Here is a 22095-nt window from a genome sequence, read left to right on the forward strand (position 1 = left end):
AGATCGAAGAGAATAAGAATAGGCGATTATCCCCTTCAAACGAGCACGCTTGAAAGGAAGGCTTGCAAGAGCCAAAGGTCAATATGGCAGCTCAGCCGGATAGAGCGCCCAATTGCTAATCGGAGGTCGCGGGTTCAAGCCCCGTCCATCCTTTAGAAGCAATTAGCGGTTGGTCTGAATGGCGTGGGGAAAGATATCGATCCACATACGACGTGCGGTTTTGACAGTCGCGTATTCCCATTCCACTTCGATCAGCGGTAGCGCTTGCTCCAGTCGCTTTGCGGCCAGAACTTCATTGCAGCACAAGCGAATAATGCTCAGCTTGTCGAATTTGTCGCCCTTCGGGGTAACGCCATATCGCTTTGCGAGTTGCTTCATGTCGCCGTCTATCGCGACAAGAATTGCGTCGTTTTCCATGGCGGTTATGCATACCACATCGTCCGGCGTACGCTCCGGCAAGGCGTTCCGATGATAGATTACTGTGTGCCCGAATTCTTCGAGTTTTCTGCCAACAGAATCAGGAACACCGGCGTCCAGAAAGGTTCGAAGCGTGGGCTTCTTCTTGCTCAAGCAGCGGCATCGTATTTTATGGCCGCCGCGATATCCGCCTCCGTGAGAGTTGGATATTCGCGCTTAATATCCTCGACCGAATAGCCGGCATCATGGAATGCCTTTACGCTCCGGACAGGAATGCGAGTTCCGGCAATGACAACCTGGTTGTTAGCCACGCCGCGATGGCGGTCAAACTTACCAATGTCATCGCTATCTCGCTTATTCATCGCTTGGACTTGCTCACGCAGAGTGCCGACGACAACCCTTAGAGGAATTTGCAGAACGGCCTGACCGGATCCCGCTTCCTGAAGCGTTTCGTCGTCCCCTCTAATGACGACTCGCTTGCCTAGAACATACAGGGTGCTCTTAACCCACATGTCATCGCCAAGGTGTGCGAGATCGCCCTTAACCTCTTTCAGATGCGAGAGCGTTATCCGCGTCTCGTTCCGAAGCTGATTGAGAACCTTGAGCGAAAGCAGGTCGCGAAAGGAATACAGGCGAGAATAGGTCCGACGATCACCGCCATAGATGATACTCGGAACAAAGAACTGGTCACGATCCCATGTGCCAAGTTGGCGCTTGCTCACACCGGTCAGACGAGCGGTCTGATCGATAGTGAAAGCAGCAATGACCGTGTTTGAGTCTAGCTTGGCCATAATGCATCCTACGCGCGCTTTGAGGCCATAAAAAGAGGCGATTTACCCACAAGTGAAGCCCACTTGTCACTTTCGGAAGCTTTAAGATCCGGGCGGTTGGAGGAATTTATTGTTGAACAGGAAGCCGCCGGAATCGGTCCCTTCGATGAGGTCGCCTTTCTAGAAGCGGTCCCCAAAGTGATCAAACACGAGCGACAACCAGATCAAACACGGCGTTCTGGATCATTGGGCCGGAAAGTGAATTCCGCAAGGTAGCAAGCGCGGCGCTAGGCGCCCCCCCTCTGGCCTGCCGGCCATCTCCCCCTCAGGTGGGGAGATGGCTAATCGCTGACGTCAGCGCCGCCCCTCATCCGCCCTTCGGGCACCTTCTCCCCGTATAGTGACGGGAGAAGGAATAGCGCCCTTACGCGAACGCCCCGTGGCAATGCTTGTATTTCTTCCCCGAACCGCAGGGGCAGGCTTCGTTGCGGCCGACCTTGCCCCAGGTGGCAGGGTTGTTGGGGTCGCGGTCTTCGGGGGCGACGACGGCGGTTGTCTCCGGGCGGACCAGCAGCGCCGTCTCGCCGCCTTCGAAGTCATTCTCGCCGGTGGTGCCGTCGATATGGGTGCCGAACATGTCGGGGGCTTCGGGCGGCGGCGCTTCGGCGGCCTGGCGGACCAGTTCGACGCGCATCAGCTGCGCGGTGACGGCCTGGCGCAGATTGCCCAGCATCGCCTGGAACAGCTCGAACGCCTCGCTCTTGTACTCCTGCAGCGGATCGCGCTGGGCGTAGCCGCGGAAGCCGACGACCGAACGCAGATGGTCGAGATTGACGATGTGCTCGCGCCACAGATGGTCGAGCGTCTGCAGCACCACCGAACGTTCGACATAGTTCATCACCTCGGGGCCGAAGCGCTCGGCGCGCTCCCTGGCGGCGGCGTCGGCGGCCTGCGCGATACGCTCGCGGATATCGTCCTCGGCGATGCCCTCTTCCTTGACCCACTCTTCGATCGGCAGGTCGAGGTTGAGGAATTCGGCGGCCTCGGCCTTCAGGCCGGCAACATCCCACTGCTCGGCATAGGCGTTTTCGGGAATGGCCTTGGCGACGATCTCGTCGATGACGCCCTCGCGCATCTCGGCGATGGTTTCGGAGAGACCTTCGCCGTCCATCAGCTCGATGCGCTGCTCGAACACCACCTTGCGCTGGTCGTTGGAGACGTCGTCATATTTCAGCAGGTTCTTGCGGATGTCGAAGTTGCGCGCCTCGACCTTCTTCTGCGCCTTTTCCAGCGCCTTGTTGATCCACGGATGGATGATGGCCTCGTCTTCCTTGAGGCCGAGCTTCTGCAGCATGCCGTCCATGCGCTCGGAGCCGAAGATGCGCATCAGGTCGTCCTGCAGCGACAGGAAGAATTTCGAGCGGCCGGGGTCGCCCTGGCGACCGGAACGGCCGCGCAGCTGGTTGTCGATGCGGCGCGATTCGTGGCGCTCGGTGGCGAGCACGTAGAGACCGCCGGCAGCCAGCGCCTTTTCCTTCAGGCGCTCGACGTCGGCCTGGATTTCCTTTTCGCGCGCTTCGCGCTCCGGACCGGCCGGCATGTCGCCGAGTTCCTCTTCGATGCGCATCTCGGCGTTGCCGCCAAGCTTGATGTCGGTGCCGCGGCCCGCCATGTTGGTGGCAATGGTGATGGCGCCCGGCTTGCCGGCCTGGGCGACGATGGCGGCCTCGCGCTCGTGATGGCGGGCGTTGAGCACCTCGAAACCGGTGAAGCCTTCCTTGCGCAGGCGCTCGGCCAGCTGCTCGGACTTTTCAATGGACGTGGTGCCGACCAGCGTCGGCTGGCCCTTGGCGCTGGCTTCGCGGATCTCCCTGACGATCGCCTTGTATTTCTCCTCGACCGTCCGGTAGACCTCGTCGTCCTCGTCGATGCGGATGACCGGAAGATTGGTGGGGATCTCGGTGACGTCGAGATTGTAGATGTTGCCGAATTCCTCGGCCTCGGTCAGCGCCGTGCCGGTCATGCCGGAGAGCTTCTTGTAGAGGCGGAAATAGTTCTGGAAGGTGACGGAGGCGAGCGTCTGGTTCTCCGGCTGGATCGCCACATGCTCCTTGGCTTCGAGCGCCTGGTGCAGGCCCTCCGAATAGCGACGGCCCGGCATCATGCGGCCGGTGAACTCGTCGATGATGACGATCTCGCCGTTGCGCACGATATAATCCTTGTCCTTCTGGAACAGCCGGTGCGCCTTCAGCGCGTTGTTGACGTGGTGGACGATGGCGACGTTCTCGACGTCGTAGAGCGACTCGCCCTTGAGTAGGTCGGCGTCGCGCAAAAGGTTTTCGAGCTTCTCGGTGCCTTCCTCGGTGAAGATCGAGGTCTTCTGCTTTTCGTCGATCTCATAATCCTGCGGCTGCAGCTGGATGATGAAGGTGTCGATGGTGTTGTACATTTCCGAACGGTCCTCGAGCGGACCGGAAATGATCAGCGGCGTGCGCGCCTCGTCGACCAGGATGGAATCGACCTCGTCGACGATCGCGTAATTGTGACCGCGCTGCACCATCTGGGCGCGCTCATACTTCATGTTGTCGCGCAGGTAGTCGAAGCCGAGCTCGTTGTTGGTGGCGTAGGTGACGTCGGACGCGTAGGCGATGCGGCGTTCCTCGTCGGACAGGCCGTGCACGATGACGCCGACCGAGAGGCCGAGGAATTTGTAGACGCGGCCCATCCATTCGGAGTCGCGCGTGGCGAGGTAATCGTTGACGGTGACGACATGGACGCCGTTGCCGGCGAGCGCGTTGAGGTAGACCGGCAGCGTCGCCACCAGGGTCTTGCCCTCGCCGGTGCGCATCTCGGCAATGCCGCCATTGTGCAGCACCATGCCGCCGATCAGCTGGACATCGAAGGGTCGCATGCCGAGCACGCGGCGCGCCGCCTCGCGCGCAGTGGCGAAGGCTGGCACCAAAAGGTCATCGAGCGTGGCGCCGTTGGCGATGTCCTGGCGGAATTTCGCGGTGCGGCCGACCAGCTCCTCGTCGGAGAGCGCCCGCATCTCGTTTTCCATGGCGTTGATCGCCTCGACACGGGGCCGGGTCGATTTGACCCGACGGTCGTTGGAGGAACCGAAAACCTTACGGGCGAGACCGCCGAGACTGACCATCCAATGGTCCTTTCGATAGAATTCTCAAACATGAGATGAGCGCCGGCCGGCCCCATCAACTCCACGTGAACGTGGACAAACGCAAAAAGCGCCCGGAAAACGGTTCTGGACGCAAAGTCGTTGGACAGATAAGAGGGGGCTCAACTGATGTCAACGCCGCGCTGGGCCTGCCGGGCGCGCCAAATTCCGCCACAATCTGGCTGATCTGGAAGCCACCCGTCCTTACAATCCCCACCGGAGTCGTCTTATGTCCTTGTTGTTCCGCCGTGCGTCGCTTGCCAGCCTTGGCTTGGCCTTCGGCCTGTCGGCCCTTTCGCTGTCGCCGCTGATGGCGCAGCAAACCGCTCCCGCTCCGGCGGATGCGCCGGCCGCGGCACCGGTCGATCCGAATACGATTATCGCCACGGTCAACGGCCAGCCCTTGACCGAGGCCGACCTGGTGCTTGCCGAAGGCGAGCTGTCGCAGCAGTTTGCCCAGCTGCCGCCCGAGCAGCGCCGCGCCGCCGCTCTTTCGGCCGCCATCGAAATCCGCGTCATGGCCGCCCAGGCGGTCACGACCGGGCTCGACAAGGATCCCGACTTCCAGCGCCGCATGGCCTTCCTGCAGCAGCGTGCGCTGCATGGCGAGATGGTCGAGAAGGGCGTCGTCAACAAGGTCACCGACGCCGAGGTTCGCGCCCGCTACGACCAGGAAATCGCCAACACGCCGCCCACCAACGAGGTGCATGCCCGACATATCCTCGTGAAGACGAAGGAAGAGGCCGAGGCCATCATCAAGCAGCTCGACGGCGGCGCCGATTTCCAGAAGCTCGCCAACGAGCACACCAGCGATCCCTCAGGCAAGACCAGCGGCGGCGATCTCGGCTGGTTCGGACCCGGCCAGATGGTGCCGGAGTTCGACAAGGCGGCCTTCGCGCTCGAGGTCGGCAAATACACCAAGCAGCCGGTGCAGTCGCAGTTCGGCTGGCATGTCATCAAGCTCGAGGACAAGCGCACCAAGCAGCCGCCGGCCTTCGACGACGTCAAGGACCAGGCCAAGCAGGCGGTCATCCGCGACAAATATTTCGCGCTGGTCAAGTCGCTGCGCGCCGGCGCCAAGGTCGAGATCCCCGACGCGAAACTGAAGCAGGCGGTCGATACGCTGGAAAGCGCCAAGTAGGCCTGAAGAGAGTTTTTGAAGAGGGCGCGGTAGCCAAGGGTTGCCGCGCCCCTTTTTTCGTCCAGCATCGGCCGATATTTAACCTGCGGGCGCCGCTATGCCTCGCATGATGTAACCGACTGCCTTGCGTATGGTCGCCTCGTCCTCGTCGAGCCGGTTGGTCAACAGGTGCTTCCAGGCGAAGGAGGCGATCAGGTCGGCGACAACAGCCGGATCGATTTCGGCCGGGATTTCGCCCCTTGCCTTGGCGCGTTCGACGATCTGGCCGGTGTGGGACCGTCGGCCCAGCGCATAGTCGGCAAGCGCCGCGGACGCCATGTCATCCGACTGAGCCTCGGCGATCAGCGACCTGAACACGCTGCCCGACGATGTCTCACGCCAGTGGGCGAACAGGTTGTTCACGAAGCCGACGAGATCCTCCTCCAGTCGCCCGGTATCGGGAACGTCGACGCGTTTCTGGCGCTGGTAGACTTCGAGCAGCAATGCCGCCTTGCTCGGCCACCAGCGATAGATGGTGGGTTTGCCGGCGCGGGCCCGCCGCGCCACCGCCTCGATCGAGAAACCGGCATAGCCGGCCTCGACCAGCACGGCCTCAGCGGCCTCGAGAATGGCATCGGCGCTGTCGGGGTTGCGTCGCGCACCGATCGATCTGCGCGCCGGATCGGCGTCCTCGGCCATTTCTGTCGTCCTCGCCACCAAGTTTGCCGGCAGCATAGGTGACCTGGCGTTCAAACGAAACGCCGCGTTTTCAAACTTCTGGATGGCGGTGATGGTCGCGGTAGGCAATGAACCCGCGATAACATTTTCCTTTGGAGCCTTCACCAGCATGTTGGTTGGCGAAGCCCCCTGACGCAAAAACCCGCCTATGCGGCGGGTCACGGGCGCAATCAGCACCATCGTCGAAAATCTAGCATAGCTGCCCTCACGGGTCAAGGAAAAAATTCCTATCAGCATGATGGGGAGAACTCGCCGATGCTGCGTTCGAGTTCGCGCCTACCGAGGACATTGCCCGCGATGACCTCATGACGCCATAGCTCCCGGCGACGCCAACAGATTTGAAATGCAAGCTTAATCCCGAGTTGGCCTGTCCTGCAAAGCGACGACAACGCCCTTGCGCCCGCGCGGCGTATCGGGCAAACCGGCCTTCCCTTGCGATTTTTGCCGCCCGAGGTCTGCATGTCCACGACGATTTCGCCGCTTGCGCCGAAGAAGTACCCCAAGATGCCGGCCATTGAGGGGGTGCGCATCGCCACCGCCGAGGCGGGGATAAAGTACAAGAACCGCACCGACCTTTTGACCATGGTCTTCGATGAAGGCACCGCAGTCGCCGGCGTGTTCACGAAGTCGAAATGCCCCTCGGCGCCGGTCGATTTCTGCCGGCAGAACCTCGGCCCCGGCAAGGCGCGGGTGCTGGTCGTTAATTCCGGCAACGCCAACGCCTTCACCGGCAAGAAAGGCCGCGAATCGACCGCATTGACGGGCGAGGCGGCGGCCAAGGCGGCGGGCTGCAAGGCAAGCGAGGTTTTCCTGGCCTCGACCGGCGTCATCGGCGAGCCGCTCGACACCAGCAAATTCAGCCATCTGCTCGCGGGGCTGGTCAGCAACGGCAAGCCCGACCTGTGGACCGAAGCGGCCAAGGCGATCATGACCACGGATACCTATCCGAAAGTGGCGACCGCGACCGTCAAGCTGGGCGACACCGACGTCACCATCAACGGCATTTCCAAGGGCGCCGGCATGATCGCGCCCGACATGGCAACGATGCTCTCCTTCATCGCCACCGACGCGCCGATCGCCGCTCCTGTTTTGCAGGACCTTTTGTCGCGCGGCACGGCGAAGACCTTCAACGCGGTCACCGTCGACAGCGACACTTCGACCAGCGATACGCTGTTGATCTTCGCCACCGGCAAGGCCGCCAAGCGCGGCGCGCCTGATATAACCGATCCCAAGGATGCCCGCCTTGGCGCGTTCCGCCGGGCGCTCGGCAAGGTGCTGAAGTCGCTGGCGCTGCAAGTGGTGCGCGACGGCGAGGGCGCCCGCAAGCAGGTCGAAGTCACCGTCACCGGCGCCAAATCGGCGCGCTCGGCCAAGCGCATCGCGCTGTCGATCGCCAATTCGCCGCTGGTCAAGACGGCGGTCGCTGGCGAGGATGCCAATTGGGGCCGCGTCGTCATGGCCGTCGGCAAGGCCGGCGAGCCCGCCGATCGCGACCGGCTGTCGATCTGGTTCGGCGACAACAGGCTGGCGCATGAAGGCGAGCGCGATCCCTCCTATTCCGAGCAGGCGACATCGGCCTACATGAAGCGCGACGATATCCGCATCCGCGCCGATATCGGCATCGGCCGCGGCAAGGCGACGGTGTGGACCTGCGATCTCACCAAGGAATATGTCGCCATCAATGGCGATTATCGGAGCTGACGGTTTTGGGGTCCAGGCATCCGGCAAGCATGCTCGCGATCGTACGCCGCTACGAGGCGGCCGGCTTTCGCGCCTGGCCCGCAGCGGCCGTCCACTATGACGGCACCTGGGTGGTGCGGCTGACCGCCGGCCATCCGGCCAAGCGGCTGAACTCTGTCAATCCGCTCGATCCCGGCGACACCCAGCACATTGCCGAGCGTATCGGCCGGGCCAGCCGCCGTTTCGATGCCTATGGCAGGCCGCTGACGTTTCGCATGTCGCCGCTGTCGGGTCCCGATCTCGCCAGCCATCTCGACAAGGAAGGCTGGAGCCGGTTCGACGAGTCGCTCGTGATGCGGCTGCCGCTGGCCGACGCGCAACTCGATGCCGCCATGGACCAGATTCCGCTGAAGGACATCAGCCGCTTCATCGGCGCCTCGCTCAAGGTCAGCGGTTCGGATGTTTCGCTGCGGCCTGGGCTGTCGGAGATCATCGGTGCGATCCAGCCCGAGGCCGGCCTGTTCGCGCTCGAAGATGGAACCGAGTCGCTGGCGACGCTTATCTGCGTGCATGACGGCGATCTGGCCGGCCTGTTTGAGGTCGCCACCGACAAGTCGGCGCGCAACAAGGGCCACGGCCGCAACCTGATCCTGTCGGCACTGAAATGGGCGCGGCTGCGTGGCGCGCGGGAGGCCTGGCTGCAGGTCGAGGCCGGTAACGTGCCGGCGCTGGCGCTTTACCATTCGCTCGGCTTCGACGAAGTCTACCGCTACCACTACCGCCGGCCGCCTGTTTATGGGTGAAGGTGGCATGGGTGAAGTTGGCCATGAGTGATGTGATGATCGCCGGCAAGCGCATGCTCCTGGTCGCCGCCTGCGCGCTGGTCGATGCCGACGGGCGCGTGCTTTTGGCGCAGCGGCCAGAGGGCAAGCAACTTGCCGGGCTATGGGAATTTCCCGGTGGCAAGGTCGAGCCCGGCGAGACGCCCGAACAATGCATCATTCGCGAACTGCACGAGGAGATCGGCGTCGAAACCGACATTCCGTGCCTGGCGCCGCTCACTTTCGCCAGCCATTCCTACGACGATTTCCACCTTTTGATGCCGCTTTTCATCTGCCGCCGCTTCCGCGGCATCGCCCAGCCGAGGGAAGGGCAGGCGCTGAAATGGGTGCGGCCGAAGCAGATGCGAGACTATCCGATGCCGCCGGCCGATGCGCCGCTGATCCCGTTCCTCATCGACCTTCTTTGAGCGCGCTCCCGTCCGATTGCCGGTCGAGCCCTCGTATCAGTCAGCGTTAATGGAAGATTTATCTCATCGTGAAAAATTGAAGCATGGCCGTTTCACGGTCGCGCCGCCGATTTGCTGGGGAGCGATAGCATGAGCCTAGACAGGGATTGGGACTCGATCCGGCCCGAGCGCGGCTTTCGCGCCGCCGACGCGGGCATGGGGATATTGCGCATCACGCTGCTGTTCGGTTCGGCTGCGGTGGCGCTGGCACTGATCGCGACCTCTTTCCTCGACAACCAGACACGCCCTCTGTCTGCCCGCGACGGTCTTGCCGGGCTCGACATGACGGCCACCGGCTCGCTGAGCCATCGCGAAACCTATACGCTGCGCCGCAGTGTGCTGCAGCCGCAGCCCGGTTCGGTCTGCATCATCAGGTCCAATGGCAGAAGCAGCGGCGATTGCTGACATGGTTAAGACTTTTCGCGAACGCGGCGGTTTCACCGCCTGTTAAGCCTTTGCCGTTAACCTTTCTTAACAGGTCGGCGGTAAGGTCCGGACGAGAGGGGTTCAGGCCATGAAAGCAGTGCTGCTGCGTTTTCTGAAAGACGAGACCGGCGCCACGGCCGTCGAATATGGCGTGATCATCGCCGTGCTGTCACTGGCCATCGTCGGCGGTATCGGTCAGGTCCGCGACGGGATCATCTGGCTGTTCAGCGACAACAGCAGCAGGCTTGCGAACGCTTTCGGCCCCTGACCTTTCGGCTCCCGCGGGCAGAATCATTGCCCGTCTGGCGCCTCCAGGATCGCCTTCAGCGAAACCTTGGCCGAACCCGGCTTCAGCGGCTTTTGCTGCGATGCGTCGGGCGCCCAGCCGGACATCCACACAATCGAGAAACTGGCCCTCACGCGGCCATCGGGGTCGGAAAACCGCTCGGCGTAGATTTCCGCCGCGCGGGCAAACAGCGCGCGCGAACCCGGCCGCCGGCTGCGATCGGTGAGCGCATTGGTCTCGCCCATGGCCCGCAGATCCGCCATCAGGTCGAACAGGCTGGCGTAGCGCACCGTCACCGTCTCGACATCGGCGACCGGCAGAGCAAGGCCGGCGCGCTGCAGAAGCGCACCGGCCTCGCGCACGTCGGTGAACGGGATCACACGCGGGCTGGCGCCGCCATAAAGCTCGGTCTCCGCCGCAAGCAGGCTTTCGCGCAACTCGAAAAGCGTGCCGGCGCCGGCAAAGGCGCCGAGGAAAAGCCCGTCCGGCCGCAACGCGCGGCGGATCTGGATCAGCATGCCGGGAATGTCGTTCATCGCCTGCAGCGACAAAAGCGAGACCGCCAGATCGAGGCTCTCCGCCTCGAACGGCACGGTTTCGAGCGGTGCGATCATGCCGGCGCCGCCACCGTCCAGGAACGCCCTATCCGTCTCGACGCGGACAATGTCGGCGACCTTGCCGCTTTCGGCGAGCATTTCGGTTGCAGCCGGTGTCTGGCAGAACAGCACGGCGGCCTTGCCGAACCGGCGCTCGACGGCACCAAGGCGGTCGGCAAGGTCCTCTGCGGTGCGGCGCATGAGGAAGTCCGCGCCGTCGACCGGATGGGCAAGCGCGCGCCGCTTGTGCGCCAGCCACAGAGAGGTATCCATTATCGGCTGCAACGGGCAGATCCTTGTTTGTCCACGCCTATAGATCGTTGATATAGTGATCGCAGGACCAACCACGTGGCCGATCCGATGCCCAAGATCAAGTCCGTCGAGATCCGCAGTTTCGCCCGATCGGCTCTCGGCTGGCCGGCGCGCATCCTGTTTCCGCCGGTCTGCGCCGGTTGCCGAAGGCATGTCTCGCAGCCCGGCGTGCTGTGCGGCGCCTGCTGGCCGAAGCTCAGGCTGCTGGAGCGGCCATGGTGCCCGGTGATGGGCACGCCGTTTACCCACCATATGGGCGAGGGCTTTCTGTCCGCCGAGGCCATTGCCGATCCGCCGCCTTTCGAGCGGGCGCGGGCGGCGGTCGCCTATTCCGGCGTCGCCCGCCAGATGGTGCAAGGGCTGAAATACCAGGATCGCACCGATCTCGCGCCATGGATGGCGCGCTGGATGGTGCGCGCCGGTGCCGATCTCATCGCGCAGGCGGATGTGGTGGTGCCGGTGCCGCTGCACTGGCGGCGCTTTTTCAGGCGAAGGTTCAATCAGTCGGCGGAATTGGCGAGGGCGGTCTCGGTGCTCAGTCAATTGCCGTTCGCGCCCTCGGCGGTGCGGCGCGTAAAACTCACCCGGCAGCAGGTTGGGCTGGAGCGCAGCGAGCGCGAGGAGAATGTGCGGGCCGCCTTTCGCGTGCCCGCCGAAGCGGAAATCGAGATCGCCGGCCGCCGAGTGCTTTTGATCGACGATGTCTACACCACCGGCGCCACCGTGCGTTCCGCCACAAAGGCGCTCAAAAGGGGAGGTGCCGCCGCCGTCGACGTGCTGACCTTCGCGCGTGTGTTGCCGGGGGACTTCCGGGCGGACGAGTCCGTGACTATATAAGTCGGCAACGAACAGCGGAAATTCGTCATGGCCGAAGTTACCATCTACACCCGCATGATGTGCGGCTATTGCACGGCAGCCAAGCGGCTGCTCGAACGCAAGGGCGTCGCCTTCACCGAGCACGACGCCTCGTTCTCGCCGGAACTGCGCCAGGAGATGATCTCCCGCGCCCGTGGCCGCTCGACCTTTCCGCAGATTTTCGTCGGCGACACGCATGTCGGCGGTTGCGACGACCTCCACGAGTTGGAAGCCGAAGGCCGGCTGGACAAACTGCTCGCCAACGGCGCGACGAATTGAGGAAGATGGCGATGGGTGTTTTCAAGGCCGCTGCAATCCAGATGCGTTCAGGCGAAAGCCCCGAGCGCAACGCGGTCGATCTCGAGCGGCTGGTGCGTGAGGCTGCTGGCCAAGGTGCGACTTACATCCAGACGCCGGAGATGACCGGCGCGCTGATCCGCGACAGGCAAGCCCGCGCCGCGTCCTTCACGTCGGAGGACAAGGATGTCGTCGTCGCGACCGCGCGCAGACTGGCCAAGGAGCTCGGCGTCTTCCTGCATATCGGCTCGACCGCCATCGCGCGCGCCGACGGCAAGCTCGCCAACCGGGCGCTGCTGTTTGGCCCGGATGGCGCTACGCTCGCCACCTACGACAAGATCCACATGTTCGACGTCGATCTCGACAATGGCGAGAGCTGGCGCGAATCCTCGGCCTATGAGCCGGGGACCGAGGCTGTCGTGGCCGACCTGAATGGCGCGAAACTGGGCTTCGCGATCTGCTACGATTTGCGCTTTCCGCAATTGTTCCGCGCCGAGGCACTGGCTGGCGCCGACCTGCTTTCCGTACCTGCCGCCTTCACCCGCCAGACCGGTGAGGCGCACTGGCATGTGCTGCTCAGGGCGCGCGCCATCGAGAACGGCTCCTATCTCGTCGCGGCCGCGCAAGGCGGCTTGCATGAAGACGGCCGTGAGACCTATGGCCATTCGCTGGTCGTCGATCCGTGGGGCCGTATCATCGCGGAAGCCGCGCATGATGAGCCGGCAGTGATCGTCGCCGAAATCGACCCGGCGCAGTCGCTTGCCGCGCGCAAGAAGATCCCCAATTTGAAAAATGCGCGGGATTTTGCCGTCAACGGCTCGGGCGAGGCGCCGCGTCTCAGGGGTGCAGCCTCTTGATCCGTTTTTCCCTGATCTGCGAGCATGAGCACGAATTCGAAGGCTGGTTTCGCAGCAACGAAGATTTCGACACCCAGAAGAAGCGCGGCTTTGTCGATTGCCCGACCTGCGGCTCGCACAAGGTGCAGAAGGCGCTGATGGCGCCGGCCGTCTCCACGGCGCGCAAGCAGGAAACAATCGCGCTCGCCATGGGCGAGGCGCAGAAGCAGGCTTTGGCGCAACTGAAGGCGATGGCCGAGAAGGTGCGCGAGAATGCCGACTATGTCGGCGACAAATTCGCCGAGGAAGCCCGAAAAATCCATTTCGGCGAAAGCGACCCGCGCGGCATCTATGGCGAGGCGACGCTGGACGAGGCCAAGAGCCTGGCCGAGGACGGCGTCGAGTTCATGCCGATTCCGGTGTTCCCGGACGACCGCAACTGAGCGGCTAGCCGACGCTGCCGATCAGCTTTTCAAGCAGCCGAGAGAGCGTTTCCTTTTCTGCCTGCGTCAGGCTCGCCAGAATCTTGTGCTCGTTGGCGACATGGGCGGTAACTGCCTCGTCTATCAAAGCCAGCCCCTTTTCAGTCAACCGCACGACAATGCCGCGCCGATCGTTGGGGTGTGGCCCGCGCAGGATCAATCCCGACGTTTCGAGCCGGTCGAGCCGGTTCGTCATGGCGCCGGACGTCACCATCGTTGCTTCATAGAGGGCGGTCGGCGTCAGCGCGAAAGGCGAGCCAGAGCGGCGCAGCGTGGCCAGCACATCGAATTCCCCGGACTGCAATCCATAGCGGGCAAACAACGGACCGAGGTGCTCGCGGGCGATCAGCGAGGCGGCCTCGTTCAGCCGCCCGAGCACTGCCATCGGCGAGACATCCAGATCGGGCCGCTCCCGCTTCCATTGCTCGATCGCCCTTGCTGCCCTGTCCAACTGTCTCACCATCATATATCTTGACGTTAAGAATCTTTCCATTATCTTACCTCAAGATGCAATGCCGGCCAAGGGCCGCTCGCAACAGGGTTCGATCATGAAATTTCTATGGGATTCGGCGCTCGGCCTGCTGGTCGTCACCGGCGGTTTGCTCGGCCTGACGCTGCCATTCGGCAAGCTCGCCACGGCGGCCGGCGTGCCGGCCATGGTCTGGGCTTTCGTCATCTCGCTTGGCGCCGGCGGCGTGCTGTTGTGCGCCTTGCTGCTACGCGGCCAGCGCGTCCGGCTCACGGCGCACAAATTGCGCTATTTCTTCGTCACCGCGGCGGTGTCCTATGCCGTGCCCAATCTCCTGATGTTCTCGGCCATTCCGCATCTTGGCGCCGGCTACACCGGCATCATGTTCACCCTGTCGCCGGTCATCACGCTGGTGTTCTCGATCCTGCTGCGTGTCCGGCGCCCGAACATGCTGGGCATTGTCGGCATTGCCATCGGCTTTGTCGGCGCCGTCATGGTGGCGGTGACGCGCGGCGAGGCCGGCGAGCCGGCCGATCTGTTCTGGGTGGTCATGGGGCTGCTCATCCCGGTCAGCCTTGCCGCCGGCAACATCTACCGCACGGCCGACTGGCCGAAAGGCACCGGCCCCATCGAGCTTGCCGTCGGCAGCCACCTGGCATCGGCGGCGATACTGCTTGTCGGCATTCTGGCTCTATTCGGCGTCAAGGCCTTCGCTCCCCTGAGCGGCGTGCCGATGGTGGTCATCGCGCAGGCTGCGTCGGCGTCGGCGATGTTCGCCTTCTTTTTCCGGCTGCAGGCAGTCGGCGGTCCGGTCTACCTCAGCCAGATCGGCTACGTGGCCGCGGCGGTCGGCCTGTTTGCCGGCACGATCTTCCTCGGCGAGCAGTATCAGCTGCTGACCTGGGCGGGCGCGGTCATCATCACCGCCGGCGTTTTCATCACCACCAGTGCACAAAATCAGATCAGCACCAACGCGCAAAGCCAGGCGGCGTGAGCGCCTTCGCGCCTCAGCTGGCGCCGGTTTCGCTGTCTTCGCCACCGATGTCGGCCGATCCGCCCAAGGCGATCTATTGGCGCGGCGGCTATCGGCCGCTCGATTCGAATAGGGGTCAGATCGAGCTTTTTTCCGCCAGCACCATGTAGTTGACGTCCATGTCCTTCGAGCGCGCCCAACGGTCGGCGAGCGGATTGTAGGTCACTCCGGTGCGGTCGATGACGGTGAGGCCAGCACTGCCAAGTGCCTTCTCAAGCTCTTCCGGGCGCACCAGCTTGCCGAATTGGTGGGTGCCGCGCGGCAACCAGCGCAGCACGTATTCGGCGCCGATGATGGCCAGACCGAGCGCCTTCAGCGTGCGGTTGATAGTGGCCACGAACATGATGCCGCCCGGCCGGACCATCTCGCCGCATTTGGCGACAAACAGGTCGATGTCGGCGACATGCTCGACCACTTCCATGTTGAGGATGACGTCGAATTTCTCACCGGCGTCGGCAAGGTCCTCGGCAGTCGTGGCGCGATAGTCGACGCTGACATTGACCTCGGCCGCGTGCAGCTTCGCCACTTCGATGTTTGTTTCGGAGGCATCCGCGCCAACGACTTCGGCGCCAAGCCGTGCCATCGGCTCGCACAACAGGCCGCCGCCGCAGCCGATGTCGAGGATGCGCAGACCCTCGAAAGGCCTCGCGGCGCGTGGATCACGGCCAAAGCGCGTCGCTATCTGGTCGCGGATATAGGACAGCCGGACCGGATTGAATTTGTGCAGCGGACGGAACTTGCCGTTCGGGTTCCACCATTCGGCGGCAAGGGCGGAAAAGCGTTCCACCTCTCCGGCATCGATCGTCGATCGTCGGGGCTCTGGCATCGATTGGTCTCCTCGAACGCTAGGAAGTCGGGCGTGAGACCGCGAATGTCAAGGCAGCATTTTTCGATGCAGTCGAAGCAGCAGCTTCTGTCAGCACATGTCACCTGTCGGGCGCCTCGTCGAAACACAATTGGCCCGCCGGGCGAAAAGAAGACAGGCTTTAAGTTCGAAGGGGACGACGATGAAACGGGAAACGGCTTCGATCCTCTGGCGCCGGCTGGACCTGGAGGGCCACGACGCCTGCCTGCTTTCGCCGACCGACGACGGGCACAGCCTCGAGGGGCAGGCCATCTTCATCCAGGACGGCCAGCCGTGCTGCCTTGCCTACAAGCTGGATTGCGATGCCGGCTGGAGGACACGGGCGGCGCAGGTCGACGGCTTTCTCGGCACGCGCGAGCTGCATTATGCGATCGAACGCGGTTCGGATGGCCGCTGGACGCTGAACGGCGAAGTCCAGCGCGATGTCGCCGGCCTCGTCGACGTCGACCTCGGGTTCACGCCGACATCGAACCTGTTGGCGATCCGCCGGTTCGATCTCGGCATCGGCGAGGCGACGCCCGCCCCCGCCGCCTACCTGACCTTTCCGGAGCTCAAGCTGGCGCGCCTCGAACAGAGTTACCGCCGTCTCGATGAGGCTCGCTACGCCTACGTCGCGCCCATGTTCGGCTATGACGAGGTCCTTCAGGTTTCGCCGTGCGGGTTCGTAGTCGATTATCCCGGCCTGTGGGCAAGCTCGGCTGCATCAGGCTGAAGCGATCAAGGTCGTTCCGATGCGGCCTATTTCGTGTCCAGCACGTCGCGCAGTTTCGTCGCCAACTGTTCGATGGTGAAGGGCTTGGCCAGGAAATGTACGTCATGGTCGAGCACGCCATTGTGGACCACGGCATTCCTGGTGAAGCCGGTGGTGAAGATCACCTTCAGCCGCGGCATGCGCGCGACCGCCTCTTGCGCCAGCTTGCGGCCGTTCATCACGGGCATGACGATATCGGTGAACAGAAGCGCGATGCCGGGGTTTTCCGCCAGTTTCTGCAATGCTTCCTGGCCACTTGCGGCGTCGATGACGACGTAGCCGAGTTCGCGCAAGGCATCCGTGGTGGAGGCACGCACGCCGGCATCGTCCTCGACGACAAGGATCGTTTCGGTGACCGGTGCGGCGGGATTCTCGCCGCGCCCGCCCGACACGACAGGTCCCTGCGGGTCGAAGAATCGCGGCAAGTATATCTTGACCGTCGTGCCTTCGCCGGGTTCGGAATAGATCTTGACGTGGCCACCCGACTGTTTGACGAAACCGAATACCTGGCTCAGTCCCAGGCCGGTGCCCTTGTTGACCGGCTTGGTGGTGAAAAAGGGCTCGAAGGCCCTGGCTATGATTTCGGGGGCCATGCCCGAACCGGTGTCGCTGACGGCGATCATCACATACTGGCCGGCCTCGACATCGGCATGTGCTGCGGCGTAGTTGTCGTCGAGATGGCTGTTGGCGGTTTCGATGGTCAGCTTGCCGCCATCGCCCATGGCGTCGCGTGCATTGACGGCGAGGTTGAGAATGGCGTTCTCGATCTGGCTCGGGTCGGCATGGATCTTCCACAAGCCGCCCGCCAGCACGGTTTCGATGCGGATGGCTTCGCCGAGTGCCCGCCGGATCAGGTCCGACATTCCGGTCAGCAGACGGTTGGCGTCGACGATCTGCGGCGCCAGTGGCTGCTGACGCGAGAAGGCGAGCAGCCGGGCCGTCAGATTGGCGGCACGGGTCGCAGCGTCGACCGCCGCCTCTATGAATTTTTCGATGTCGTGTTCGCCGCGCGCCAACTTGCGCTGGGCGAGGTTCATGGCACTGATGATCACAGCCAGCATGTTGTTGAAATCGTGGGCGATACCGCCCGTCAGTTGGCCGACTGCCTCCATCTTCTGCATCTGGCGTATCTGGGATTCGGCCTTTTCGCGCGTCTGTATCTCATGGCCGAGCGCGATGTTCTTGCGCATCAGTTCTTCCTGGACGACGACCACGTCGTGAAAGCGGCGACGCGATTGCCTGATCGTGTAGGCGGCAAGCAGGAAGATCGCCAGCAGCGCCGCCAGCGAACCGATGCGCAGCCAGGCCTCGACCTGGTCGGTATGAATGTCGCGCGCAGCGAGGGCGGCGGCGCTGATGCGTCGGATCGCATCCATGCTTGTCCGGATTTCGTCCATGGCGGCCTTGCCCTGGCCGCTGCGGACCAGATCCAGCGCCTTTGTCGCGTTGCCTTGGTCATACAGCGCAATCGTCTCGGCCATTTCGGCCTGCTTTTGCGAAAGCGCCTCCTTGATGTGGTTGATTTGCTGGACGACCTGGTCGTCGGGGGCGGTCATGCCTTCGATATGCGCAAGTTGCTCGGGAATTGCGCCGACGGCTTGCCGATAGGGTTCGAGATAGGATTTCTCGCCGGTCAGAAGGTAGCCGCGCTGACCGCCCTCCGCGTCTTGCGCCAGCGAAAGCAGCTCCGAAAGCAATTCCTGATACTCGATTGCTTCGCGCGCGGCTGCGCGATTAGCCCTCTGGCCCTCGACCAGCATGGCACGGCTACCGACGATCAGCGCCAACACCGCGAAGCCGATGATGAGCGGGAGCGATTGCCACCGCATGGCACGCCGAAGACGAGTAATCATCTGCAATGCTGAACCAAAAGGAGTTCCCCCTGGGCGGTATTTCGTAAGCGGCAGCGGGGCGGAACGCAATATGTCGTCTTCTTGAAGGCGGCAATCCGCCGCCAGCCTTGCGAAACCTTCATCATTTGGCTAAGGAGGCCGCGCATTCAGCGGCCGGCGTCAGCCGGCCTTCCACTTTTCGGGATTCCCGCTTTTTTTGGCTGGATCCGGCTTCAGTCAAAGGCATTTCGCTTCCATGGCGCGCATCGTGATGAAATTCGGCGGAACCTCCGTCGCCGACATCGCCCGCATCCGCAACGTGGCGCGTCATGTCAAACGCGAGGTCGACGCCGGACATGAGGTGGCGGTGGTCGTTTCGGCGATGTCCGGCAAGACCAACGAACTGGTCGGCTGGACGCGCGAGGCCTCGCCGATGCACGACGCACGCGAATATGACGCGGTCGTCGCTTCCGGCGAACAGGTCACTGCCGGCCTTCTGGCAATCACCTTGCAGAACATGGGCGTGCATGCACGCTCCTGGCAGGGCTGGCAGATCCCGATCAAGACCGATAATGCGCATGGCGCGGCGCGCATCCTCGACATCGATGGTGCGTTCCTGATCAAACGCTTCGGCGAGGGCCAGGTGGCGGTGATCGCCGGATTCCAGGGCATCGGTCCAGACAATCGCATCTCCACGCTTGGCCGCGGCGGCTCCGACACCAGCGCGGTCGCCATTGCGGCGGCGGTCAAGGCCGATCGTTGCGACATCTACACCGATGTCGACGGGGTCTACACCACCGACCCGCGCATCGAGCCCAAGGCGCGGCGTCTGGCCAAGATATCGTTCGAGGAAATGCTTGAAATGGCCTCGCTCGGTGCCAAGGTTCTGCAGGTGCGTTCGGTCGAGCTTGCCATGGTGCACAGGGTGCGTACCTTCGTGCGGTCGTCCTTCGACGATCCCAATGCGCCCGGAATGGGGGATTTGCTCAATCCGCCCGGAACGCTCATTTGCGACGAGGAAGAGATCGTGGAACAACAGGTCGTCACCGGAATTGCCTATGCCAAGGACGAGGCGCAGATTTCGCTGCGCCGGGTCGGCGACCGGCCGGGCGTTGCCGCCGGCATCTTCGGGCCGCTGGCCGAGGCCAACATCAATGTCGACATGATCGTCCAGAACATATCCGAGGACGGAAAGTCTACCGACATGACATTCACCGTGCCGTCGGGCGATGTCGACAAGGCGCTGGCCGTGCTGGAGCGCCTCAAGGCGTCGATCGGCTACGATGTCGTGCAGTCGGAAGCCGGCATGTCGAAAGTTTCGGTCATCGGCATAGGCATGAGGAGCCATGCCGGCGTCGCCGCCACCGCTTTCAAGGCGCTGGCCGACAAGTCGATCAACATCCGTGCCATCACGACTTCGGAGATCAAGATTTCGATCCTGATCGACGGTCCGTACACCGAACTTGCGGTTCGCACTTTGCATTCCGTCTACGGTCTGGATAAGCAGTAGCGAACGATTTGAGTTGTTGCGTGTGCGCCGGTCGCAGTGGAAACTGTGGCGGGCAGAATGCCCATTGGAGAACAAGCCGCGATGCGTGATCAGGCCAGTGGCCCGCGCGTTTTGCTGAAACGGCTCCGCGAGCTCATGCAGGAGCCGCTGGAGCCGCAGGAGCGGCTTGACCGGATCGTGCGCGACATCGCCTCCAATATGGTCGCCGAAGTCTGCTCGCTCTATGTGCTGCGCTCCGATTCGGTGCTCGAACTCTACGCCACCGAGGGCTTGAACCCGAACGCCGTCCATCTGGCGCAGTTGCGATTGGGGCAAGGCCTGGTCGGCACGATCGCGGCCAGCGCGCGGCCGCTCAATCTCTCGAATGCGCAGGAACACCCGGCCTTCGCCTATCTGCCGGAGACCGGGGAAGAGATCTACAACTCCTTCCTCGGCGTCCCGGTGCTGCGGGCAGGGCGCACATTGGGCGTGCTTGTGGTGCAGAACAAAACCATGCGTCATTACCGTGACGATGAGGTCGAGGCGCTGGAAACCACCGCCATGGTGATCGCCGAGATGATCGCCACCGGCGATCTGGCGCGGCTGACCAGGCCGGGCCTGGAACTCGATCTGCGCCGCCCTGTCAGCTTCACCGGCCTGTCCTTCAATGACGGCGTCGGGCTTGGCCATGTCGTGCTGCACGAGCCGCGCATCGTCGTCACCAATTTGTTCAACGAGGACAGCGAGGAAGAGATCCGCCGGCTCGAAACCTCGCTTGGCTCGCTCAGGCTGTCCATCGACGACATGCTGGAACGCCGCGATGTTGCCTTCGAGGGCGAGCATCGCCAGGTTCTGGAAGCCTATCGCATGTTCGCCAACGACCGCGGTTGGGTGCGGCGGCTAGAGGAGGCGATCCGCAACGGCCTGACGGCCGAGGCTGCCGTGGAGAAGGTGCAGAGCGACATGCGCGCCCGCATGCTGCACATGACCGATCCGTATCTGCGCGAACGGATGAGCGACTTCGACGACCTCGCCAACCGGCTGCTGCGCCAGCTGATGGGACGTGGGCCGGAGGATGTCGCCGCATCGCTGCCGAAGGACGCCATCATCGTCGCCCGTTCGATGGGGGCCGCCGAACTGCTCGATTATCCCCGGGACAAGATGCGCGGGCTGGTGCTCGAGGACGGTGCCGCGACCAGTCACGTTGTCATCGTCGCGCGCGCCATGGGCATCCCTGTCGCCGGCCAGATGAAGGGCGCCGTTTCCATGGCGGAAAACGGCGACGCCATCATTGTCGATGGCGAAGAGGGCGTGATCCATTTGCGGCCGCAGGCCGATCTCGAAGCTGCCTATGCCGAAAAGGTGCGTTTCCGGGCGCGCCGGCAAGAGGTCTATCGCGAGCTGCGCAAGAAGCCGTCGACGACCAAGGACGGCGTCCAGGTCGACCTGCTGATGAACGCCGGTCTTGCCGTCGACCTGCCGCAGCTCGCCGAGGCGGGTGCGGCCGGCATCGGCCTGTTTCGCACCGAATTGCAATTCATGGTCGCCTCGACGTTTCCCCGGGCCGAGGCCCAGGAAAAGCTCTACCGCGACGTGCTTGAGGCAGCGCGCGGCAAGCCGGTTACCTTCCGCACCATCGATATTGGCGGCGACAAGGTGCTGCCCTACTTCAAGGGCTCTATCCAGGAGGAGAATCCGGCGCTTGGCTGGCGGGCGATCCGCCTGACGCTGGACCGGCCGGGCTTGCTGCGCACCCAGATTCGCGCCTTGCTCAAGGCCAGCGGCGGGCGCGAATTGAAGCTGATGCTGCCGATGGTGACCGAACTCGGCGAGATCGCCCAGGCGCGCGAGATCATCGATCGTGAGGTGCGGCATCTGTCGCGTTTTGCCCATCATTTACCGACCAGCCTCAAGCTGGGCGCGATGCTTGAAGTGCCGTCGCTTTTGTTCCAGCTCGACGAATTGATGAAGGCCGTCGATTTCGTCTCGGTCGGTTCGAACGACCTGTTCCAGTTCGTCATGGCCGTCGACCGCGGCAACACGCAATTGGCCAACCGCTTCGACACGCTGTCGGCGCCGTTCCTGCGGGTGCTCAAGCAGATCGCCGATGCCGGCGTCCGCAACCACACGCCGGTGACCCTGTGCGGCGAACTCGCCGGAAAACCTATCTCGGCGATGGCGTTGATCGGCCTCGGCTTCCGCTCTATCTCGATGTCGCCGGCCTCGATCGGCCCGGTCAAGGCGATGCTGACGGAACTGCCGCTGGATGAGTTGGAGGCGTTCTTCGACGACAATCTGATGGCGCCGGCGCAGGGATTGCCGATGCGGGCGCTACTGCAGGCCTTTGCCGACGACCGTTCGATTCCATTGTAGCGTCC

22 protein-coding genes and 1 tRNA gene are annotated in these 22095 nt (G+C 63.2%); 15 read left to right on the top strand and 8 right to left on the bottom strand.

Annotated features, from left to right (window positions below; genetic code table 11):
* The first annotated feature begins 80 nt into the window (after positions 1–80).
* Positions 81–150 (top strand) — tRNA-Ser (locus tag NKH57_RS08340).
* A gap of 12 nt (positions 151–162) precedes the next feature.
* On the opposite strand, the gene NKH57_RS08345 is transcribed toward NKH57_RS08340, so the two are convergent.
* From NKH57_RS08345 to secA, 3 genes are all read right to left on the bottom strand, one after another.
* Positions 163–570: a DUF5615 family PIN-like protein gene (locus NKH57_RS08345; protein WP_352943434.1), complete on the bottom strand. Its 408-nt coding sequence runs from the start codon at positions 568–570 to the stop codon at positions 163–165.
* Positions 567–1208 (bottom strand): DUF433 domain-containing protein, encoded by a 642-nt coding sequence (locus tag NKH57_RS08350; RefSeq protein ID WP_352943437.1) that lies wholly within the window; start codon positions 1206–1208, stop codon positions 567–569. Before NKH57_RS08350 ends, NKH57_RS08345 begins: the two co-directional genes overlap by 4 nt.
* Before the next feature lie 403 nt (positions 1209–1611).
* Complete coding sequence (gene secA, locus NKH57_RS08355) at positions 1612–4344, bottom strand: preprotein translocase subunit SecA (RefSeq protein WP_352943440.1); 2733 nt, start codon at positions 4342–4344, stop codon at positions 1612–1614.
* Between the two features lie 247 nt (positions 4345–4591).
* Here secA and NKH57_RS08360 point away from each other — a divergent pair, with 247 nt between their 5' ends.
* Positions 4592–5503, top strand: coding sequence for a peptidylprolyl isomerase (locus NKH57_RS08360; RefSeq protein ID WP_352943443.1), 912 nt, complete (start codon positions 4592–4594; stop codon positions 5501–5503).
* A 78-nt stretch (positions 5504–5581) separates the two neighbouring features.
* On the opposite strand, the gene NKH57_RS08365 is transcribed toward NKH57_RS08360, so the two are convergent.
* Complete coding sequence (locus NKH57_RS08365; protein WP_352943446.1) at positions 5582–6181, bottom strand: TetR/AcrR family transcriptional regulator; 600 nt, start codon at positions 6179–6181, stop codon at positions 5582–5584.
* A gap of 498 nt (positions 6182–6679) precedes the next feature.
* On the opposite strand from NKH57_RS08365, the gene argJ reads away from it, so the two are divergent.
* The 5 genes from argJ (at position 6680) to NKH57_RS08390 (ending at position 9882) form a co-directional block, all read left to right on the top strand.
* Positions 6680–7921 (top strand): bifunctional glutamate N-acetyltransferase/amino-acid acetyltransferase ArgJ, encoded by a 1242-nt coding sequence (gene argJ / locus NKH57_RS08370; RefSeq protein ID WP_352943449.1) that lies wholly within the window; start codon positions 6680–6682, stop codon positions 7919–7921.
* A gap of 29 nt (positions 7922–7950) precedes the next feature.
* The gene (locus tag NKH57_RS08375; RefSeq protein WP_352943452.1) at positions 7951–8703 is read left to right on the top strand and encodes a GNAT family N-acetyltransferase; all 753 of its coding nucleotides are present in this window, start codon (positions 7951–7953) and stop codon (positions 8701–8703) included.
* Between the two features lie 23 nt (positions 8704–8726).
* Positions 8727–9149 carry a (deoxy)nucleoside triphosphate pyrophosphohydrolase gene (locus NKH57_RS08380; RefSeq protein ID WP_023757191.1) on the top strand — a complete coding sequence of 141 codons (423 nt, stop codon included), beginning with the start codon at positions 8727–8729 and terminating at the stop codon, positions 9147–9149.
* A 129-nt stretch (positions 9150–9278) separates the two neighbouring features.
* Positions 9279–9593, top strand: coding sequence for a hypothetical protein (locus NKH57_RS08385; RefSeq protein ID WP_023757190.1), 315 nt, complete (start codon positions 9279–9281; stop codon positions 9591–9593).
* 109 nt (positions 9594–9702) lie between these two features.
* Entirely contained in the window at positions 9703–9882 is a 180-nt protein-coding gene (locus NKH57_RS08390; protein ID WP_352943456.1) for a Flp family type IVb pilin, read from the top strand.
* Between the two features lie 23 nt (positions 9883–9905).
* Here NKH57_RS08390 and NKH57_RS08395 read toward each other — a convergent pair whose 3' ends face one another.
* Positions 9906–10781, bottom strand: coding sequence for a methyltransferase domain-containing protein (locus NKH57_RS08395; RefSeq protein WP_352943458.1), 876 nt, complete (start codon positions 10779–10781; stop codon positions 9906–9908).
* Positions 10782–10844: 63 nt separating this feature from the next.
* On the opposite strand from NKH57_RS08395, the gene NKH57_RS08400 reads away from it, so the two are divergent.
* From NKH57_RS08400 to NKH57_RS08415, 4 genes are read left to right on the top strand one after another with little or no spacing between them, the layout of a single operon-like run.
* Entirely contained in the window at positions 10845–11645 is an 801-nt protein-coding gene (locus NKH57_RS08400) for a ComF family protein (RefSeq protein ID WP_352727979.1), read from the top strand.
* Positions 11646–11672: 27 nt separating this feature from the next.
* On the top strand, positions 11673–11942 hold the full coding sequence (gene grxC / locus NKH57_RS08405; RefSeq protein WP_023757186.1) for a glutaredoxin 3: 270 nt from the start codon (positions 11673–11675) through the stop codon (positions 11940–11942).
* Positions 11943–11953: 11 nt separating this feature from the next.
* Complete coding sequence (locus NKH57_RS08410; RefSeq protein WP_352943462.1) at positions 11954–12817, top strand: carbon-nitrogen hydrolase family protein; 864 nt, start codon at positions 11954–11956, stop codon at positions 12815–12817.
* Entirely contained in the window at positions 12814–13239 is a 426-nt protein-coding gene (locus tag NKH57_RS08415) for a DUF1178 family protein (RefSeq protein WP_023757184.1), read from the top strand. Before NKH57_RS08410 ends, NKH57_RS08415 begins: the two co-directional genes overlap by 4 nt.
* Before the next feature lie 4 nt (positions 13240–13243).
* On the opposite strand, the gene NKH57_RS08420 is transcribed toward NKH57_RS08415, so the two are convergent.
* Positions 13244–13729 carry a MarR family winged helix-turn-helix transcriptional regulator gene (locus NKH57_RS08420; protein ID WP_352943466.1) on the bottom strand — a complete coding sequence of 162 codons (486 nt, stop codon included), beginning with the start codon at positions 13727–13729 and terminating at the stop codon, positions 13244–13246.
* A 97-nt stretch (positions 13730–13826) separates the two neighbouring features.
* Between NKH57_RS08420 and NKH57_RS08425 the strand changes: the two genes are divergently transcribed.
* Positions 13827–14741: a DMT family transporter gene (locus tag NKH57_RS08425; RefSeq protein WP_352943469.1), complete on the top strand. Its 915-nt coding sequence runs from the start codon at positions 13827–13829 to the stop codon at positions 14739–14741.
* A gap of 115 nt (positions 14742–14856) precedes the next feature.
* Here the strand turns inward: NKH57_RS08425 and ubiG are convergent, their stop codons facing one another.
* Entirely contained in the window at positions 14857–15606 is a 750-nt protein-coding gene (ubiG, locus tag NKH57_RS08430; RefSeq protein WP_352943472.1) for a bifunctional 2-polyprenyl-6-hydroxyphenol methylase/3-demethylubiquinol 3-O-methyltransferase UbiG, read from the bottom strand.
* Positions 15607–15787: 181 nt separating this feature from the next.
* Here ubiG and NKH57_RS08435 point away from each other — a divergent pair, with 181 nt between their 5' ends.
* On the top strand, positions 15788–16357 hold the full coding sequence (locus tag NKH57_RS08435) for a putative glycolipid-binding domain-containing protein (protein ID WP_352943474.1): 570 nt from the start codon (positions 15788–15790) through the stop codon (positions 16355–16357).
* A gap of 26 nt (positions 16358–16383) precedes the next feature.
* Here NKH57_RS08435 and NKH57_RS08440 read toward each other — a convergent pair whose 3' ends face one another.
* Positions 16384–18225 (bottom strand): CHASE3 domain-containing protein, encoded by a 1842-nt coding sequence (locus tag NKH57_RS08440; protein ID WP_352943491.1) that lies wholly within the window; start codon positions 18223–18225, stop codon positions 16384–16386.
* Between the two features lie 259 nt (positions 18226–18484).
* Between NKH57_RS08440 and NKH57_RS08445 the strand changes: the two genes are divergently transcribed.
* Both NKH57_RS08445 and ptsP read left to right on the top strand, forming a co-directional pair.
* A complete protein-coding gene (locus NKH57_RS08445) occupies positions 18485–19738 on the top strand; it encodes an aspartate kinase (RefSeq protein WP_023757178.1) in 1254 nt (417 codons plus the stop codon).
* An 81-nt stretch (positions 19739–19819) separates the two neighbouring features.
* Complete coding sequence (gene ptsP, locus NKH57_RS08450) at positions 19820–22090, top strand: phosphoenolpyruvate--protein phosphotransferase (protein ID WP_352943476.1); 2271 nt, start codon at positions 19820–19822, stop codon at positions 22088–22090.
* The last annotated feature ends 5 nt before the right edge of the window (positions 22091–22095 follow it).

Source organism: Mesorhizobium sp. M1050, from assembly GCF_040318715.1.
In the GTDB taxonomy this organism is placed as follows: domain Bacteria; phylum Pseudomonadota; class Alphaproteobacteria; order Rhizobiales; family Rhizobiaceae; genus Mesorhizobium.

Excerpts from the sequence above, each read along its gene's own strand:
- ptsP (WP_352943476.1), top strand. The coding sequence starts at position 19,820 with ATGCGTGATCAGGCCAGTGGCCCGCGCGTTTTGCTGAAACGGCTCCGC.
- grxC (WP_023757186.1), top strand. The coding sequence starts at position 11,673 with ATGGCCGAAGTTACCATCTACACCCGCATGATGTGCGGCTATTGCACG.
- NKH57_RS08375 (WP_352943452.1), top strand. The coding sequence starts at position 7,951 with ATGCTCGCGATCGTACGCCGCTACGAGGCGGCCGGCTTTCGCGCCTGG.
- secA (WP_352943440.1), bottom strand. The coding sequence starts at position 4,344 with ATGGTCAGTCTCGGCGGTCTCGCCCGTAAGGTTTTCGGTTCCTCCAAC.
- argJ (WP_352943449.1), top strand. The coding sequence starts at position 6,680 with ATGTCCACGACGATTTCGCCGCTTGCGCCGAAGAAGTACCCCAAGATG.
- NKH57_RS08435 (WP_352943474.1), top strand. The coding sequence starts at position 15,788 with ATGAAACGGGAAACGGCTTCGATCCTCTGGCGCCGGCTGGACCTGGAG.
- NKH57_RS08425 (WP_352943469.1), top strand. The coding sequence starts at position 13,827 with ATGAAATTTCTATGGGATTCGGCGCTCGGCCTGCTGGTCGTCACCGGC.
- NKH57_RS08380 (WP_023757191.1), top strand. The coding sequence starts at position 8,727 with ATGAGTGATGTGATGATCGCCGGCAAGCGCATGCTCCTGGTCGCCGCC.
- NKH57_RS08350 (WP_352943437.1), bottom strand. The coding sequence starts at position 1,208 with ATGGCCAAGCTAGACTCAAACACGGTCATTGCTGCTTTCACTATCGAT.
- NKH57_RS08445 (WP_023757178.1), top strand. The coding sequence starts at position 18,485 with ATGGCGCGCATCGTGATGAAATTCGGCGGAACCTCCGTCGCCGACATC.
- NKH57_RS08390 (WP_352943456.1), top strand. The coding sequence starts at position 9,703 with ATGAAAGCAGTGCTGCTGCGTTTTCTGAAAGACGAGACCGGCGCCACG.
- NKH57_RS08365 (WP_352943446.1), bottom strand. The coding sequence starts at position 6,181 with ATGGCCGAGGACGCCGATCCGGCGCGCAGATCGATCGGTGCGCGACGC.
- ubiG (WP_352943472.1), bottom strand. The coding sequence starts at position 15,606 with ATGCCAGAGCCCCGACGATCGACGATCGATGCCGGAGAGGTGGAACGC.
- NKH57_RS08360 (WP_352943443.1), top strand. The coding sequence starts at position 4,592 with ATGTCCTTGTTGTTCCGCCGTGCGTCGCTTGCCAGCCTTGGCTTGGCC.
- NKH57_RS08385 (WP_023757190.1), top strand. The coding sequence starts at position 9,279 with ATGAGCCTAGACAGGGATTGGGACTCGATCCGGCCCGAGCGCGGCTTT.
- NKH57_RS08410 (WP_352943462.1), top strand. The coding sequence starts at position 11,954 with ATGGGTGTTTTCAAGGCCGCTGCAATCCAGATGCGTTCAGGCGAAAGC.
- NKH57_RS08440 (WP_352943491.1), bottom strand. The coding sequence starts at position 18,225 with ATGCGGTGGCAATCGCTCCCGCTCATCATCGGCTTCGCGGTGTTGGCG.